The sequence below is a fragment of the Frankia alni ACN14a genome, from assembly GCF_000058485.1.
In the GTDB taxonomy this organism is placed as follows: Bacteria; Actinomycetota; Actinomycetes; order Frankiales; family Frankiaceae; genus Frankia; species Frankia alni.
The window spans coordinates 6,751,358-6,765,300 of record NC_008278.1; the positions used below are offsets into that span (position 1 = coordinate 6,751,358).

12 protein-coding genes and 1 tRNA gene are annotated in these 13,943 nt (G+C 73.9%); 3 read left to right on the top strand and 10 right to left on the bottom strand.

The genetic code is table 11. The features are described 5' to 3' along the window. Positions 1–423: 423 nt before the first annotated feature. Entirely contained in the window at positions 424–1,500 is a 1,077-nt protein-coding gene (locus FRAAL_RS27140) for a DUF459 domain-containing protein (protein ID WP_011607272.1), read from the top strand. Positions 1,501–1,546: 46 nt separating this feature from the next. On the opposite strand, the gene FRAAL_RS27145 is transcribed toward FRAAL_RS27140, so the two are convergent. Continuing rightward, positions 1,547–1,927, bottom strand: coding sequence for a hypothetical protein (locus FRAAL_RS27145; RefSeq protein ID WP_011607273.1), 381 nt, complete (start codon positions 1,925–1,927; stop codon positions 1,547–1,549). Between the two features lie 109 nt (positions 1,928–2,036). On the opposite strand from FRAAL_RS27145, the gene FRAAL_RS27150 reads away from it, so the two are divergent. Both FRAAL_RS27150 and FRAAL_RS27155 read left to right on the top strand, forming a co-directional pair. Next, positions 2,037–2,264 carry a DUF4287 domain-containing protein gene (locus tag FRAAL_RS27150; RefSeq protein ID WP_011607274.1) on the top strand — a complete coding sequence of 76 codons (228 nt, stop codon included), beginning with the start codon at positions 2,037–2,039 and terminating at the stop codon, positions 2,262–2,264. A 157-nt stretch (positions 2,265–2,421) separates the two neighbouring features. After that, positions 2,422–2,832: a PPOX class F420-dependent oxidoreductase gene (locus tag FRAAL_RS27155; protein ID WP_011607275.1), complete on the top strand. Its 411-nt coding sequence runs from the start codon at positions 2,422–2,424 to the stop codon at positions 2,830–2,832. A gap of 47 nt (positions 2,833–2,879) precedes the next feature. Here FRAAL_RS27155 and FRAAL_RS27160 read toward each other — a convergent pair whose 3' ends face one another. From FRAAL_RS27160 to sppA, 9 genes are all read right to left on the bottom strand, one after another. Beyond that, entirely contained in the window at positions 2,880–3,638 is a 759-nt protein-coding gene (locus tag FRAAL_RS27160; protein WP_041939850.1) for a Bax inhibitor-1/YccA family protein, read from the bottom strand. A 301-nt stretch (positions 3,639–3,939) separates the two neighbouring features. After that, positions 3,940–4,014 (bottom strand) — tRNA-Leu (locus FRAAL_RS27165). A 368-nt stretch (positions 4,015–4,382) separates the two neighbouring features. After that, positions 4,383–5,912, bottom strand: a complete 1,530-nt coding sequence (locus FRAAL_RS27170) for an NAD(P)/FAD-dependent oxidoreductase (RefSeq protein WP_011607277.1) — start codon at positions 5,910–5,912, stop codon at positions 4,383–4,385. 166 nt (positions 5,913–6,078) lie between these two features. Beyond that, complete coding sequence (locus tag FRAAL_RS27175; RefSeq protein ID WP_011607279.1) at positions 6,079–6,903, bottom strand: uracil-DNA glycosylase; 825 nt, start codon at positions 6,901–6,903, stop codon at positions 6,079–6,081. Next, positions 6,900–8,213 carry a Ppx/GppA phosphatase family protein gene (locus FRAAL_RS27180; protein ID WP_011607280.1) on the bottom strand — a complete coding sequence of 438 codons (1,314 nt, stop codon included), beginning with the start codon at positions 8,211–8,213 and terminating at the stop codon, positions 6,900–6,902. The genes FRAAL_RS27175 and FRAAL_RS27180 overlap by 4 nt, the downstream gene beginning before the upstream one ends. Beyond that, positions 8,210–8,812 (bottom strand): DUF501 domain-containing protein, encoded by a 603-nt coding sequence (locus FRAAL_RS27185; RefSeq protein WP_050997464.1) that lies wholly within the window; start codon positions 8,810–8,812, stop codon positions 8,210–8,212. The genes FRAAL_RS27180 and FRAAL_RS27185 overlap by 4 nt, the downstream gene beginning before the upstream one ends. Positions 8,813–9,003: 191 nt before the next feature. Continuing rightward, positions 9,004–9,378 carry an FtsB family cell division protein gene (locus FRAAL_RS27190; RefSeq protein ID WP_011607282.1) on the bottom strand — a complete coding sequence of 125 codons (375 nt, stop codon included), beginning with the start codon at positions 9,376–9,378 and terminating at the stop codon, positions 9,004–9,006. Between the two features lie 5 nt (positions 9,379–9,383). Further along, the gene (gene eno, locus FRAAL_RS27195) at positions 9,384–10,667 is read right to left on the bottom strand and encodes a phosphopyruvate hydratase (RefSeq protein WP_041939851.1); all 1,284 of its coding nucleotides are present in this window, start codon (positions 10,665–10,667) and stop codon (positions 9,384–9,386) included. Between the two features lie 918 nt (positions 10,668–11,585). After that, a complete protein-coding gene (gene sppA / locus FRAAL_RS27200) occupies positions 11,586–13,904 on the bottom strand; it encodes a signal peptide peptidase SppA (protein ID WP_011607284.1) in 2,319 nt (772 codons plus the stop codon). Positions 13,905–13,943 lie beyond the last annotated feature (39 nt).

Here is a 13,943-nt window from a genome sequence, read left to right on the forward strand (position 1 = left end):
CGACGGCCGTCCACCCGCGCCGGCATCTGCCGGCGGCACGCGCACCGCTCGCCGAGGGCGGGCACTCCACCGCGGGCGAGGGGGACACGGCGCCGAGGGAGCGGGGTCAATCACCTGAGGCAGTCGGCGCGCAACGGAGGATGAGGTTCGGCTTCCCTCCTCCCCGAGCCGCCGACGGAGTCCCCGACCATGACCGAGCGCGACGATGCGGTGCCGACCTGGCCGCCGGCGTCCGCGCCACCGCCCGTCGGAGCACCACTGCCCGTCGGAGCACCACCGCCCGTCGGAGCACCACCGCGGACCCCCGGTGCGCCACGGAGCCGTCTCCTCGCGAAGGGCCGTCCACCTGACCAGACCCCACGCGGACCGCGGGGCGGTCACGTCAGCCAGGACTCTCGACCGCTCCAAGCCGCCGGGGCAGAGATGCCGGCCCCGTCGCCGGCACGCCATCGCGCCCGGCTCGCGCGGGTCGAGGCGGACGCCGTCCCGGCTCGGCGCGCCCTGCTGCTGGTCGTCGCCGTGCTGGGGCTGCTCGCCGTGCTGCGCGCCCCCGCCATGGTCCATGCCGGCGAGGGGATGCGGCCGGGGCTCACCCGCACGATCGTGCTGAGCGCGGCGCGGCCCCTCGAGCGGGCGACGCACACGGCGCGCCTCGACGCGCCGGACCGCTGGCTGACCCGAGCCTTCGGCCACCCATCCGCGCCGCGCGGCGGCGATTCGGAGCTGGCGACCGCGGCGAGCCGCTACGCGGAGGCGGGAACGGACGGAGGAACGACGGCGCCGGACCGCCCAGGCCACGCCGGGACACCCACCGCCCCGCCCGTACCCGCCCCGCTGCGCTCGCCCACCGCCGCCGACCCGCTGCGGGTGCTCGTCACCGGCGACTCCCTGACCGAGTCCCTCGGCCCCACCATCACGAACACGGCTCCGGGCACGATCCGGGCACGGACCGAGACCCGGTTCGGCACCGGTCTGGTCCGCCCCGACTTCTTCGACTGGGCCGCCCATGCCCGCGACCAGGTCGCCGGGCGCAACCCGGAGCTGGCCGGCACCCCGGAGCTGATCATCGTCGCCATGGGCGGTAACGACGGGCAGGGCATCACGTTCCCCGACGGGACGGTGCTGCCCGCCGGATCGGCCGGCTGGGAGGCGGAGTACCGGCGGCGGGCCAGCGTCGTCATGCGGATCTGGACCGGGAACGGCGCCAGGCGGCTGCTCTGGCTCGGCCTGCCACCGGCCCGCTCCCACCGGCTGAACGGTTACTTCCACCAGCTGAACGCGGCGACGGCGGCCGCGGCGGCGGGGGTGAGCGGCGCGAGCTACCTCGACCTGACCCCGTGGCTGTCGAAGGACGGCGCCTACAGCGACTACCTGACCGGCGCCGGCGGCCGGGACGTGCTCGCCCGGTCGCGCGACGGGGTGCACCTGACCCTCGACGGGGCGCGGATCGCCGCGGCGCACGCGCTCGACGCCGTCCGGAGCACCTGGCAGCTGCGGTGATGCCCGCTGCCACCACCAACCACCAACCGCCGACCACCGACCGCGATCAGCGGACGCGGAACCCGAAGCCGGCGCCGTCGAGATCCGCCCGCGCCCCGGTCACCGCCGCGCGGGCGTCGGCCAGCACCCCACGAGCGGAGGGAGAGGTGGCGCCGGCGGCGTCGAGCGCGGCCAGCAGGTCCTCGGCGAGCACGGCGAGCTGATCAGGCAGGGCGTGGGCGGCGAGCCTCGGCGGACGCATCCCGACGGGCGCCCCCGTGCCGATCCGTTCGCCGAGCGCGGCCAGTTCGTCGAGCAGCTGGACCGTGCGCTCCGCCCGAGTCAGCCCCGAACCCACCGCGACGTCCCAGGAAGAGCCGACCCATCCCCGGATGCGGCGGATGAGCAGGCCCACCTCCCGACTGAGATCACCGACCTCATCGGACATCCGGGCATGATACCCCACAGGGCCCGAACGGGGCCTTGCCCTTTGCTGTGGCATGGGGCACGCTGGCGACATGAGCCGTTGACGTCGGGTTTTACTTCTGGAGGCGCGCATGTCGCTCAACCGCTCCCCGCAGACCCACCAGAGCCTCATCGAGCGGATTCCGAAGGCAACGGGGCACGGGGTGAACCACTGGCTCAGCCGGCTGGACGACGGTCCAGGCCTGCTGCGCTTCACCGAACGGGTGAACTGGCTACGCGCCGAACACGACCTGCCACACAGCTTCGCGGCCGCCCTCGTCCACGAGGCGGACCTGCGGCGGCGGGCAAGCCGGGCGTAGGCCCCCGCGGCGCCGCGGCGGTCCTGCCTGGCCTCGACGGGCCTGCCTGGCCGCCACGGCGCCGGTCCCGCGCCACCGCCACCACGGTTTGCGTTCCACTGTTCGCGGCCCGCGGTTCACCTCGCGGGGTCCACGTCCCGTCGGACAGAATGTGTGGATGGATCTCGATGCCGCCACCGCGTTCGTCCGCGATCATCACAGGGCGGTGCTGAGCACCACCCGCCGGGACGGCAGTCCGCAGATGTCGCCGGTGACGGTCGGGGTGGACGCCGAGGGTCGCCTGCTGATCAGCACCAGGCTCACCGCGTACAAGGTCGGTCACGTCGAACGGGACACGACCGTGCGGCTGTGCGTGCTGCCGGACGACTTCTTCGGACCGTGGGTGCAGATCACCGGCACCGCTGAGATCGTCCGGCTGCCGGCGGCGATGGAACTCCTCGTCGGTTACTACCGCGACATCTCCGGCGAGCACCCCGACTGGGACGACTACCGGGCCGCGATGGTCCGCGACCAGCGCTGCATCCTGCGGATCACGCCGACCGCCGCCGGCCCGGACCACTCCGGCTGACCCCGGTCAGGAGCTGATCCGGTCCAGACGAGACGCGCGCCGGGCTGCTACTGGCGCAGCTTGGACAGCAGCCGCAGCATCTCCAGATAGACCCAGACGAAGCCGACCAGCAGGCCGAAGCCGGCTCGCCAGGCCTCGGAGCGCGGAGCGCCGGCGGCGATCGCCCGCTCGATGTAGTCGAAGTCGAGGATGAACTGGAGGCTCGCGACGCCGAGCACCAGCACGCTGAACAGAATGCCCAGCGGCGTCGCGTCATTGATCACCGGCAGGTGGCTCCCGCTGACCGCCCTGACGACGAGGTCGACCAGGCTGATCAGGATGACGCCGAACAGCACCCCGGTGACGATGCGGGCCATCCGCGGTGTGGCCCGCAGCCGGCGGCTGCGGTAGGCGAGGAGCATGACGACGAAGATCAGACCGGTGCCGAGCAGCGCCTGCGGGACGATGCCGGCGAAGTCGTCCTCGTAGAAGCGCGAGATCGCCCCCACCGCGACGCCCTCGATCAGCGCGAAGGCGATGACCAGCGACGGGCGCAGCCGATTGCGCATCGACACGACGAGGCTGATGACCAGAGCGACGAGTCCGGCGGCCAGCGCGATGCCCGGTGCGTCCCGCCCGACCACCCAGCCGACGGCACCGCCGACACCCAGCAGGGCGAACAGCCCCAGCGTGTGCACGACCACGTCGTCGACGGTGAGGGTGGTCGGCTGCCGGTAGTGGCTGGCGAGCTCCTCCGGGGTGGGCGTCGGCGGCGGCGCGAACCCGCCGCGGCGCAGCACGGGGTTCGAGGAACGAAGGTCGGCCATCGAGCCGGCTCCTCTCGGTCGCCGCCGGAGCGGCGCCACCGTCATCAGTTGGTGCACACGTCAACCACGCAACGAACCCCCCGCCCGGGACGTTCCCGCCGGTCGGTGGGCGCCGTGGGCGGGAGTCCTCGAACCGCGGGCACTGAAGCTGTAACGAATCAGAGACGGAAAGTAGCGGATTCGACGGCGCACCTAATCATTGCGTCCCCGCACCGCGACTCACCTCACCATGGCGACGAAGCCTTCCATGCCGACCACCCGCGGCGTTCACCAACGCGCGCGGGCGATCAGCAATGGATTGTGCCGGTGGTCGGAGTCGAACCGACACTCGAGCTGTTTTTAGGACAGCCTCCTCTACCAGTTGGGATACACCGGCTCGTCTACATCGCTGATGTTTCTACCACGCTACGTAGGGTCTGGGAATAACACATCGCGGAAAAAGTGGTCCGGAGATGGCGGCCCCGCCGAAAGCGTGACTCTTCGTGACTAGGGTGCTGCCGCATTGCCATCCCCGCCGATCAGTGGACGACCCAGATCACCGGAAAGCCGAGCTCGCGGCTCGTTAGCGGCGTCGGGCCAGTCCGGAGATGCCGGATTCCCGCCCCCACCTTGGTGTCGTTAAGCGGCGGCCGCCGGTGAAGCCGCAGCGGCCGGTGAAGCGGCAGCGGCCGGTGAACCCCACGGGAGGCGGGGATTCACCGGCCGCCGTGGGGTCGTGGCGGGGCCCGCGGGCGCGGGCGACGGTCAGCTCCGGTGCTGCGCGGCCTGCGAGTTCGCCTCTGCCGCCGGGATGGCGGGCGCGGGCGTCCCAGGGGGGGTGGGCACGGCGGCGGGCGTCTCGGGGGAGGTGGACGCGGCGGGCGCGGCCTTCTCGGTGGTGGCGTCGGCAGCATCGGCGGCGTCGGCGGCGTCGATCGCGGCCGGGGTGCCGGGGGCCGCGTGTATGCCCGCGGCCGGTGCGGACGCGGGGGCCGCCACCCGGCGGAACTCCGCCCGGGGGTCGGCGAACGAGCCCAGCGAGACGATCTCGCGACGGAAGAACAGCGCCAGGGTCCAGTCGGCCACCACGCGGGCCTTGCGGTTCAGCGTGGGCACCCGGCTGAGGTGGTACGACCGGTGCATCAGCCACGCGGGCCAGCCCCGCAGCCGGACCCCGTAGATCTCGGCCACGCCCTTGTGCAGCCCCAGGGACGCCACGCTGCCGGCGTAGCTGTGCTCGTAGGGCCTGATGGGCTCGTGCCGCAGCTCGGCGAGGAGGTTCTCCGCCAGCCGGCGGGCCTGGCGGACGGCGTGCTGGGCGGACGGCCCGGTCGTCGCCCCCTCGCCCTTGGTCAGGTCGGGCACGGCCGCGCAGTCGCCGGCGGTCCAGGCGTCCGCCACCCCGTCGACCTGGAGGAAGGCGGTGGCCCGCAGCCGGCCACGGTCGTCGAGCGGCAGGTCGGTCCGGGCGAGCACGGGGTTCGGCTTGACGCCGGCGGTCCACACCACGGTGCCGGCCTCGAACCGCTCACCGTCGTCGAGAACGGCATTGCCGTCGAGCAGACTTTCGACCCTGGTGTTCAGCTTCACCTGGATTCCGCGGTGTTCGAGCTGCTTGACCGTATACAGCCCCATTGCGGGCGAAACCTCGGGGAGAATACGACCGGTCGCCTCGACGAGCACCCAGCGCATGTCGGCAGGCGCCAGATCCGGGTAATAAGAACACGCATCACGTGCCATGTCCTCGAGTTCGGCGAGGGCCTCGATTCCGGCATATCCGCCGCCGATGAAGAGAAAGGTGAGCGCGCGTCGCCGGACGGCGGCATCGGTGGCCGACGCGGCCGCGTCGAGGCGACTGATGACCTGGTTTCGGAGATAGATGGCCTCGGCCGCACTCTTGAATCCGATTCCCTGCTCGGCCAGTCCCGGTATCGGGAGTGTGCGCGCCACCGAACCAGGACAGATCACCAGGATGTCGTACTTAAGGTCGAAAGGGTCTCCGAGAAGCGGCTGCACGGATGCGGTGCGTCGCTCGTGCGACACCGTCACAACATGGCCGCTGATGATCCGGCAGCCCTTCAGCACCTTGCGTAGCGGTACGACGACGTGACGTGGCTCGAGGTTGCCGGCGGCCGCCTCCGGGAGAAACGGCTGGTAGGTCATGTATGAGTTGGGTTCGACGACGGTGATGGTCGCCTCGTCCCCGTCCAGCTTCCGCTGAAGCCGCAGGGCCGTGTACATGCCGACGTATCCTCCGCCGACGATGAGGATGTGCGGTGCCTGCCCATAGCCCATGCAAAAACGGTACCCGCGGGGGCCGGCTTACACCCGGCAAGGAGCCGGCCGACCCCGCCTATTCCGTGACGCAGGACACCAATACGGACGACCCTTCGGCCCAACTCGTCACCGAAGGAGGAGTGCCGTGGCTCACGTGCTGTGTCCGTGACCACAAGGCGTGGCCTTAGTCGCGCCGCCCGATCACTTCCGCCTGTGCCGCCGCGGAAGCAAAAATCGTGTCCAGCATCACCTCGGTGACGCGTCCGGTGAAGGTGTTCTGCTGGCTCGGGTGATAGCAACCCACGACCCGGACCCCCGTCCCGGGAAGTTCGGCCCGGGCCCCGTGACCGAACCGCACCCTGGGCGCCGGGACGGAGTACCCGGCCCGCGCCAGGGCCGGCCAGAGCGCCGCCCACGCGAACCCGCCGAGAACGACGACGACCCGCAGCGTCGGTCGGACGAGCTCCAGGTCCCTGACCAGCCAGGGGCGACAGGCGTCCCGTTCCGCCGTCGTCGGCTTGTTCGCCGGCGGCGCGCAGCGCACGGCCGCGACGATCCGGGTGGCCCGCAGGCTCTGGCCGTCCCCGGCGGCCTGCGACGTCGCCAGGGCGGCGAGCCCGACCCGGTGCAGCGAGGCGAACAGCCAGTCGCCGCTGCGGTCGCCGGTGAAGATGCGCCCGGTGCGGTTGCCGCCGTGGGCGGCGGGGGCGAGGCCCACGATCAGGATCCGGGCGTCAGCCGGGCCGAACGACGACACCGGCCGCCCCCAGTACGGCTGGTCGGCGTACGCGGCCCGCCGCACCGCCGCGACCTCCTCCCGCCAGGTCACCAGGCGCGGGCAGGCCCGGCAGACCGACACCCGGGCGTCGAGTTCGCCCGTGTCGGCGGCGCCGGCCGCCAGCTCGCGCACCTGCGCGCAGCTCGCCGCGACCGGGGTGGTCGGGTCGGCGAGGTCACCCGGCCAGCCGGCGCCCGGCCGCGCCGGATCGCGCCGCGGGCCGGCCGTCATCCCGCGGCGGGACCGGCCCCCGTCGGCAGGGACGGCGCCGCCGGCGGAGGTGGCGCGGCAGACAGAGACGGCCCGGCGGACAGAGACGGCGCGGCGGACAGAGGCGGATCGGCAGGCGCTGGTGGCAGGGCCGGCGGGGAGGTGGCCAGGGCCAGCGCGATCCCGTCGAGGATGTCCCGTTCGCTGGCGACGACCGCCGCTGCGCCGGTGCGTTCGACCAGCGTGCGCAGGACGAGCGCGCCGGACGCGATGACGTCCACCCGCCCGGGGTGCATCACCGGCAGGGCCGCCCGCTCGTCGTGCGTCATGCCGAGCAGCAGCTCGGTGACGGCCGCCACCTGCTCGGCGCTCGTCACCGACAGGTGGATGCGGTCCGCATCGTACTCCGCCAGCCCGGCGGCGAGGGCGGCCACCGTGGTGACGGTCCCGGCGACGCCCACCAGGGTCGCGGCCTCGGTCAGCGGCACCGTCGCCGCGGCGAGGTCGAGCGCGGCGTGCACGTCGGCGACGATCGCCGCGGCCTGCGCCGCGGTCGGCGGGTCGTCGCGCAGGTGGCGCTCGGCCAGCCGGACGCAGCCGACGTTGACCGAGCGGGCCGCCCGCACACCGTGCGCGTCCCCGAGCACCAGCTCCGTCGAGCCCCCGCCGATGTCGGCGAGCAGAATCGGCGTGGCGACCGATGACAGGCCCCCCGTGCCGGACAGCCCGATCTTGCCGAGCTGGCCGGACGTTCCCAGCTGGCCGGACGTTCCCAGCTGGGTGGGCGTTCCCGCCGCGCCTGGCCTGCCGGGCTGGCGGTCGAGTCCTCCGCGCGCGTCCGAGGAGCCGGGATTGCCGGATGCTCCGGGCTGTCCGCGTGTTTCCGACCGGTCGGATGCTCCCGGCTGGCTCGGCGCCCCCACCCGATCCGGCGCTGCGAACTGTCCGGATCCGCCGACGAGGTCGCCGATGGCGCCACCGAACGACAGCGCCGCCTCCTCCTCCCCGCTGATCACTTCGGGGTCGACGCCGAGGATCGCGCGGACGCCGGTGACCAGCTCGTCGCGGTTACGCGCGTCGCGGGTCGCGCTCGTCGCCACCATCCGCACCCGGGTGGCGCCGAGGCGTTCGATCTCGGCGGCGTAGTCGCGCAGCGCGGCGAAGGTCCGCGCCAGCGCCTCGGGCGCCAGCTCACCGGTGCGGTCCACCCCGGCACCCAGCCGGACGATCTCCATCCGGCGGGTCAGCTCGTGCAACCCGGACCCGTCGTAGTCCGCCACCAGCAGGCGGATCGAGTTGGTCCCGCAGTCGATCGCGGCGACGCGGTTCACGTCGGCACCTCCTCCGTCGTCCCCACGGAACCCGCCGCGGCCCGGCCAGCTGCCCTGCTCGCGACGGCCCCGCCAGCTCCGTCAGCTCCGCTCGCCACGGCCACGCACGGACCCCGCCGGCCCCAGTCGTCGACGGCGGCGAGCGCCTCGTCCCCGAAGGGGTTCACTCCCGGGCCCGCCGCCAGACTGTGCGCGACCAGGACGTGCAGGCACTTGACCCGCTCCGGCATGCCACCGGCGCTCGGGGCGCCGGGCAGGACGTCGTGGGCGTCGCGACGGGCGAGGTAGTCCCGGTGCGCCGCGGCGTAGGCGGCGGCGAGATCGGGGTCGTGGGCGAGGCGCTCCGTCATCTCCCGCATGACCCCAGCCCCCTCCAGCCGCGACACCGCCGCCGCGGCGCGCGGGCAGGTGAGGTAGTAGAGCGTGGGGAAGGGCGACCCGTCCGGCAACCGGGGAGCGGTCTCGACCACGTCCGGCAGCCCGCAGGAACAACGGTGGGCGACGGCCAGGACTCCGCGCGGCGCACGGGACAACTGCCGCCCGACGATCTCGACCTCCTCGGCCGTCACCGCCGTCGACACCACGTTCTTCTCCCGCACCGCGACGCTCTCCTCCCCGGGACGGCGACCGCGCACCGGCACCGCCGCCTAGCATCGCAGATCCACGAGCACCCCAGATCCACGAGCACCCCGGACCGACGAGCCAGCCCGGACCGACGAGCAGCCCGGACCGACGAGCAGTCCGCATCCACGGTCGGCCCAGGGCTCGTGGCCACCCACCGGTGAGCCGCCTACGGCGTCGCGATCTCCGACCACAGCCGGCCGTACCAGGCCGACCCGCCGGACGATCCGCCGCGTTCACCCTCGTCACCGGGCGCGGGCGTGGGGGCGGCGGGCATCAGGTACGCCCGCTCGCCCGGCTTGATGTAATGCAGCCGCCGGCGCGCCTCGTCGGAGACCCAGGCCTGGTCGTCGTAGCGCCCGACCGTGGCGCGCAGCTCGTCGACCCGGGCCTGGGTCTGCGCGTTCGTCCGCGCGAGCTCCGAGAGCTTGCTCTGCTGCTTGAGGTACAACCGCAGCGGATAGGCGAGGGTCAGCACCAGCACACAGATCACGACGGCGAGCAGGGTCGCCCTCGTGGTCAGCGCGGCGCGCGGCGGCGGCATGCGGATCAGGCAGGCTGCCCGTGGCGCGGGAAGGCGGCTGCGCCGGCGAAGCGGGCGGCGTCGTCGAGCTCCTCCTCGATCCGCAGGAGCTGGTTGTACTTCGCGACCCGCTCGGAGCGGGCGGGGGCACCGGTCTTGATCTGGCCACAGTCGACGGCGACGGCGAGGTCGGCGATCGTGGTGTCCTCGGTCTCGCCGGAGCGGTGCGACATCATCGCCCGGTAGCCGTTGCGGTGGGCGAGGTTGACCGCGTCGAGGGTCTCGGTGAGGGTGCCGATCTGGTTGACCTTGACCAGCAGGGCGTTCGCGGCCTTGGAGGCGATCCCGCGGGCGAGCCGCTCCGGGTTGGTGACGAACAGGTCGTCCCCGACGAGCTGCACCTTGGTGCCGAGCCGCTCGGTCAGCGCCACCCAGCCGGACCAGTCGTCCTCGGCCAGCGGGTCCTCGATGGAGACGATCGGGTAGGCGCCGACCAGCTCCGCGTAGTAGTCGCTGAGCTCCTCGGCGGTGCGGGTGCTGCCCTCGAAGGTGTAAGAACCGTCCGCGTAGAACTCGGTCGAGGCGACGTCGAGGGCGAGCGCGACGTCCGAGCCGAGGCGCAGGCCGACCTTGTCGACGGCCTCGGCGATGAGGTCGAGCGCGTCCCGGTTGGTGGGCAGGCTCGGGGCGAAGCCACCCTCGTCGCCGACGCCGGTGCCGAGGCCACGCGCCTTGAGCACGCTCTTGAGCGCGTGGTAGACCTCGGCGCCCCAGCGCAGCGATTCGGAGAAGCTGCTCGCACCGATCGGAGCGATCATGAATTCCTGGATGTCGACGTTCGTGTCCGCGTGCGCGCCGCCGTTGAGGATGTTCAGCATCGGCACCGGCAGCAGGTGCGCGCTCGGCCCGCCGAGGTAGCGGAACAGCGGCAGCCCGCTGGCGGCCGCGGCCGCCTTGGCCACCGCGAGGCTCACGCCGAGCAGGGCGTTGGCGCCGAGGGCGGACTTGCCCGGAGTGCCGTCGAGGTCGATGAGCGTCTGGTCGAGCAGGCGCTGCTCGGTGGCCTCCAGCTCGATGATCGCCGGGCCGATCCGCTCGATCACCGCGGCCACGGCCTTACGGACGCCCTTGCCGCCGTAACGGTCCTCCCCGTCGCGCAGCTCCACGGCCTCGAAGGCGCCGGTGCTGGCCCCGCTGGGCACCGCCGCACGGCCCAGCGTCCCGTCCTCCAGGACGACTTCGACCTCGACGGTGGGATTGCCACGCGAGTCAAGGATCTCGCGGGCTCCGACAGCCTCGATGGACGGCACGGCTAGGACCTCCGAATGCGACGACTCGAACGCGACGACACGATGGCAGAACGGACCGCCGCGGACCGCGGCCCAGCGAGCACCCGCAGCCGGACCCCGCGGCACGCCCGACGGCGTGGCGGACCCATACCGCGGGACGAGCAGGGCCGTCCGGACGAACCGGTCGGTGCGAGACTACCGTCGCGCCCCTCTGGGACGGCGCTGATCCCGGCGCGTCGCGGAAGGTTCCGACCACCCCCGCCGGCCGCGACCGGCCCCGGCCGGCCAGCCCACCCCGGGACGGCCGGCGCGGTGTCACGCATCCCACAGCCCCGCGGACCGCGACCCGCCGCCGCCCGGGCACCCAGGTGGGGCCGCGCCCGCGCGGCCTACCGACTCCGACCCGCCACAGGCAGCCAGCCGCCCGCAGTCGCCCGCCCGCAGCCAGCCGCCACCGACCGGCCACGCGCCACCCACCGGCCACGCGCCACGCGCCACCCACCGGCCACGCGCCACGCGCCACGCGCCACCCACCGGCCACGCGCCACGCGCCACCCACCGGCCACGCGCCACGCGCCACGCGCCACCCACCGGCCACGCGCCACGCGCCACCCACCGGCCACGCGCCACGCGCCACCCACCGGCCACGCGCCACGCGCCACGCGCCCACCACGCGTCCCCGCGGGCAGCGGGCCAACAGGCACACCCGATTCCGGCCAGATTGGGGCCAGATCGTGCCGAGGCTTCGGCACGGTTTTGCGGCCGAAAACCGTGCCTACCCCTCGGCATGATTCTGTGCACAGGAGGTCACCGAGAGGCACGAATGAGGTGGCCTGGCGCGGCGCCGAACCCGCGGGCGACGACGACCACCCCGGACGCGTCGCCCGATCAGACCGCAGGGCCACCGGCCACCGGCCACCGGCTACCGGACCGAGTCGTCTAACCGATACGCCCGATCGGCGGCATCATCAGCGGGCCGCCGACGGGCAGGCCGAGCCGCGCGGCCAGCGGAGCCCAGGGTCCCCAGCCGGCGGCGAACCCACCCAAGCCGCCAGCACCACCAGACGCGCCAGCCCCACCGAACGCACCGGAGCCCCCGAGCCCGGCGACGCCGAGGAGCCCACCGGCAGCCAACGCCCCGGAACCGCCGGACAGGGCGGCGCCGAGGAGCCCACCGGCACCACCGAACGCTCCGGAACCGCCGAGCAGCGCGCCCAGCAGCCCCGGCCGGGCCGTCGCCGCGGCACCGCGGTCCTCGCTGGACTTCGGCGTCCGGACCCGCTCCAGCACCGACGGCCGGGGTGCCAGGCGCACGCGCGGCGTCTCCCCCTCGGGCAGTCCGGCCCGAGTCCAGGCCAGCCTGAGCGCGTCCGTCAACCCGCCGAGCTCGTCGACCAGGCCGTAGGCGTGGGCGTCGGCGCCCGTCCATACTCGGCCCCGGGCCAGCTCGTGCACCTGATCCCGGGTCAGCCGCCGGGCCGCGGCCACCTTGTCGACGAAGTCCGCGTAGACGCGGTCGAGGAACTCCTCCAACTTCTCCCGCTCACCCACGGTGAACGGACGCCGCGGCGACATCATCAGCGCGTGCTCGCCCTCGGCGACCGCCCCGAAACCCACCCCGACCTTGTCGAGCAGCTCCCGGACCACCTGCTTGCCGGCGAACACCCCGATGGACCCGGTCAGCGTGCCCGGATTCGCCACGATGAGGTCCGCGGCCAGGGAGACGAAGTAGCCGCCCGACGCGGCGACGTCGCCCATCGACACGACGAGCGGACGGCCGCTGGCCCGGAACCGCTCGGCCTCCCGGCGCACCAGGTCCGAGGCGACGTAGGAACCCCCGGGGCTGTTCACCCGGAACACCGCCGCCGCCACGTCCTCGTCGCGCGCGGCGGCCCGGAACGCCGCCGCGGCGGCCTCCGCGGCGAGCACCGGGCTACCGAACGGCCCCGGGTTGCCCGGCCCGAGGATGACCTGCCCGGTGCCGTGGATGAGCGCCACGACCGACCGGCGGGGGTCGCGATGCGGCGCGGTGACCGACGGCGCCAGCGGGACGCCCTGGGCGTCCGCCGTGGCGCCGTCGTCGGGCGCCCCGGCCCGGCCACTCGTCGAGCCGGTGACGCCGTCGGCGGACCGCTGCTGCGGCGCGGGCGAGGTCTCGCGCAGGAAGAAGGCACCCGGACCACGCGCGGTGAGGGTCGCGACCCGGCGCACCGGGGACTTCTCCCGCCGCTCGGCGAGGCGGCGGTAGGCGGTGGCGTACATCAGCACCGGCTCGGCGCCGGCGTCCCCGGCCTTGGTGGCAGCCGCGCCGCCGGACGGGCCGGCGGCGGCGGTGAGGTCGGTGTCGGCCGTGGGGGCGAGGTCGGCATCAGCCGGGCCGGCGACCGAGGACCCGCCGACAACCGGGGACCCGCCAACCACCGAGGACCCGCTTCCCGCCGGGGATCCGTTTCCCGCCGGGGATCCGCCGGTGTCCGAGGACCCCTCGCCCACCGACGAGCGCCGGACCCGGGCCCGCGCGGCCGCGTACACCTCGTCGCGGTAGCCGAGGCGGTCGACGAGCCCCACGTCGAGGGCGACGCTGCCGGCCAGCGGGCCGAGGTCGATCAGCCGGCGGACGCGGTCTGCCGGCATGCGGCGCCCCTGCGCGATGCCCGCCACCACCTGCTCCGAGCTGGACTCGATGATCCGGCTCACCGCCTCCAGGTGCGCCGGCGTGAAGTCCCGCTCGACGAGCGTGTTGACCGCGTTCTTGTACTCGTAGCGCTGGCCGATCTCGACCGCGACGCCGAGCCGGTCCAGCGCACCGCGCAGGAACGGCGTCTCCATCCCCAGGCCGGTCAGCCCGCAGTCCCCGGACGGGGCCAGCCAGATCTCGTCGAACGCGCAGGCGAGGTAGTACGGGCCGGTGCCGCCGCCGAACTCGCCGAAGGTGTCGGCGTAGGCGATGGCGGTGCCGCCGGCGGCCCGGAAGTCGCCGATCGCCGCGCGGATCTCCTGGATGCGGGCCAGCGGCGTCCCGGCGGCGCCGATGTGCGCAACCACCACCGACACCCGCGGGTCCTCGGTGGCGTAGCGCAGGGCCTCCACCAGATCGCGCAACGTGGTGCGCCGGTGAGCGAGGGCGAGGGTGACCGGGTCGCTGGGGACGCCTTCGAGCGGATCGACCGTCAGATCGAGTTCCAGGACGATCGGAGCCGTCCGCCGCGCCGCGATCTGGCGGACGTCGGCCAGCGCCTTACGTGGGGTGGCAGCCATGGTCAGAGGCTAGTACCACCGACCGTCCCCGTTCCTCGG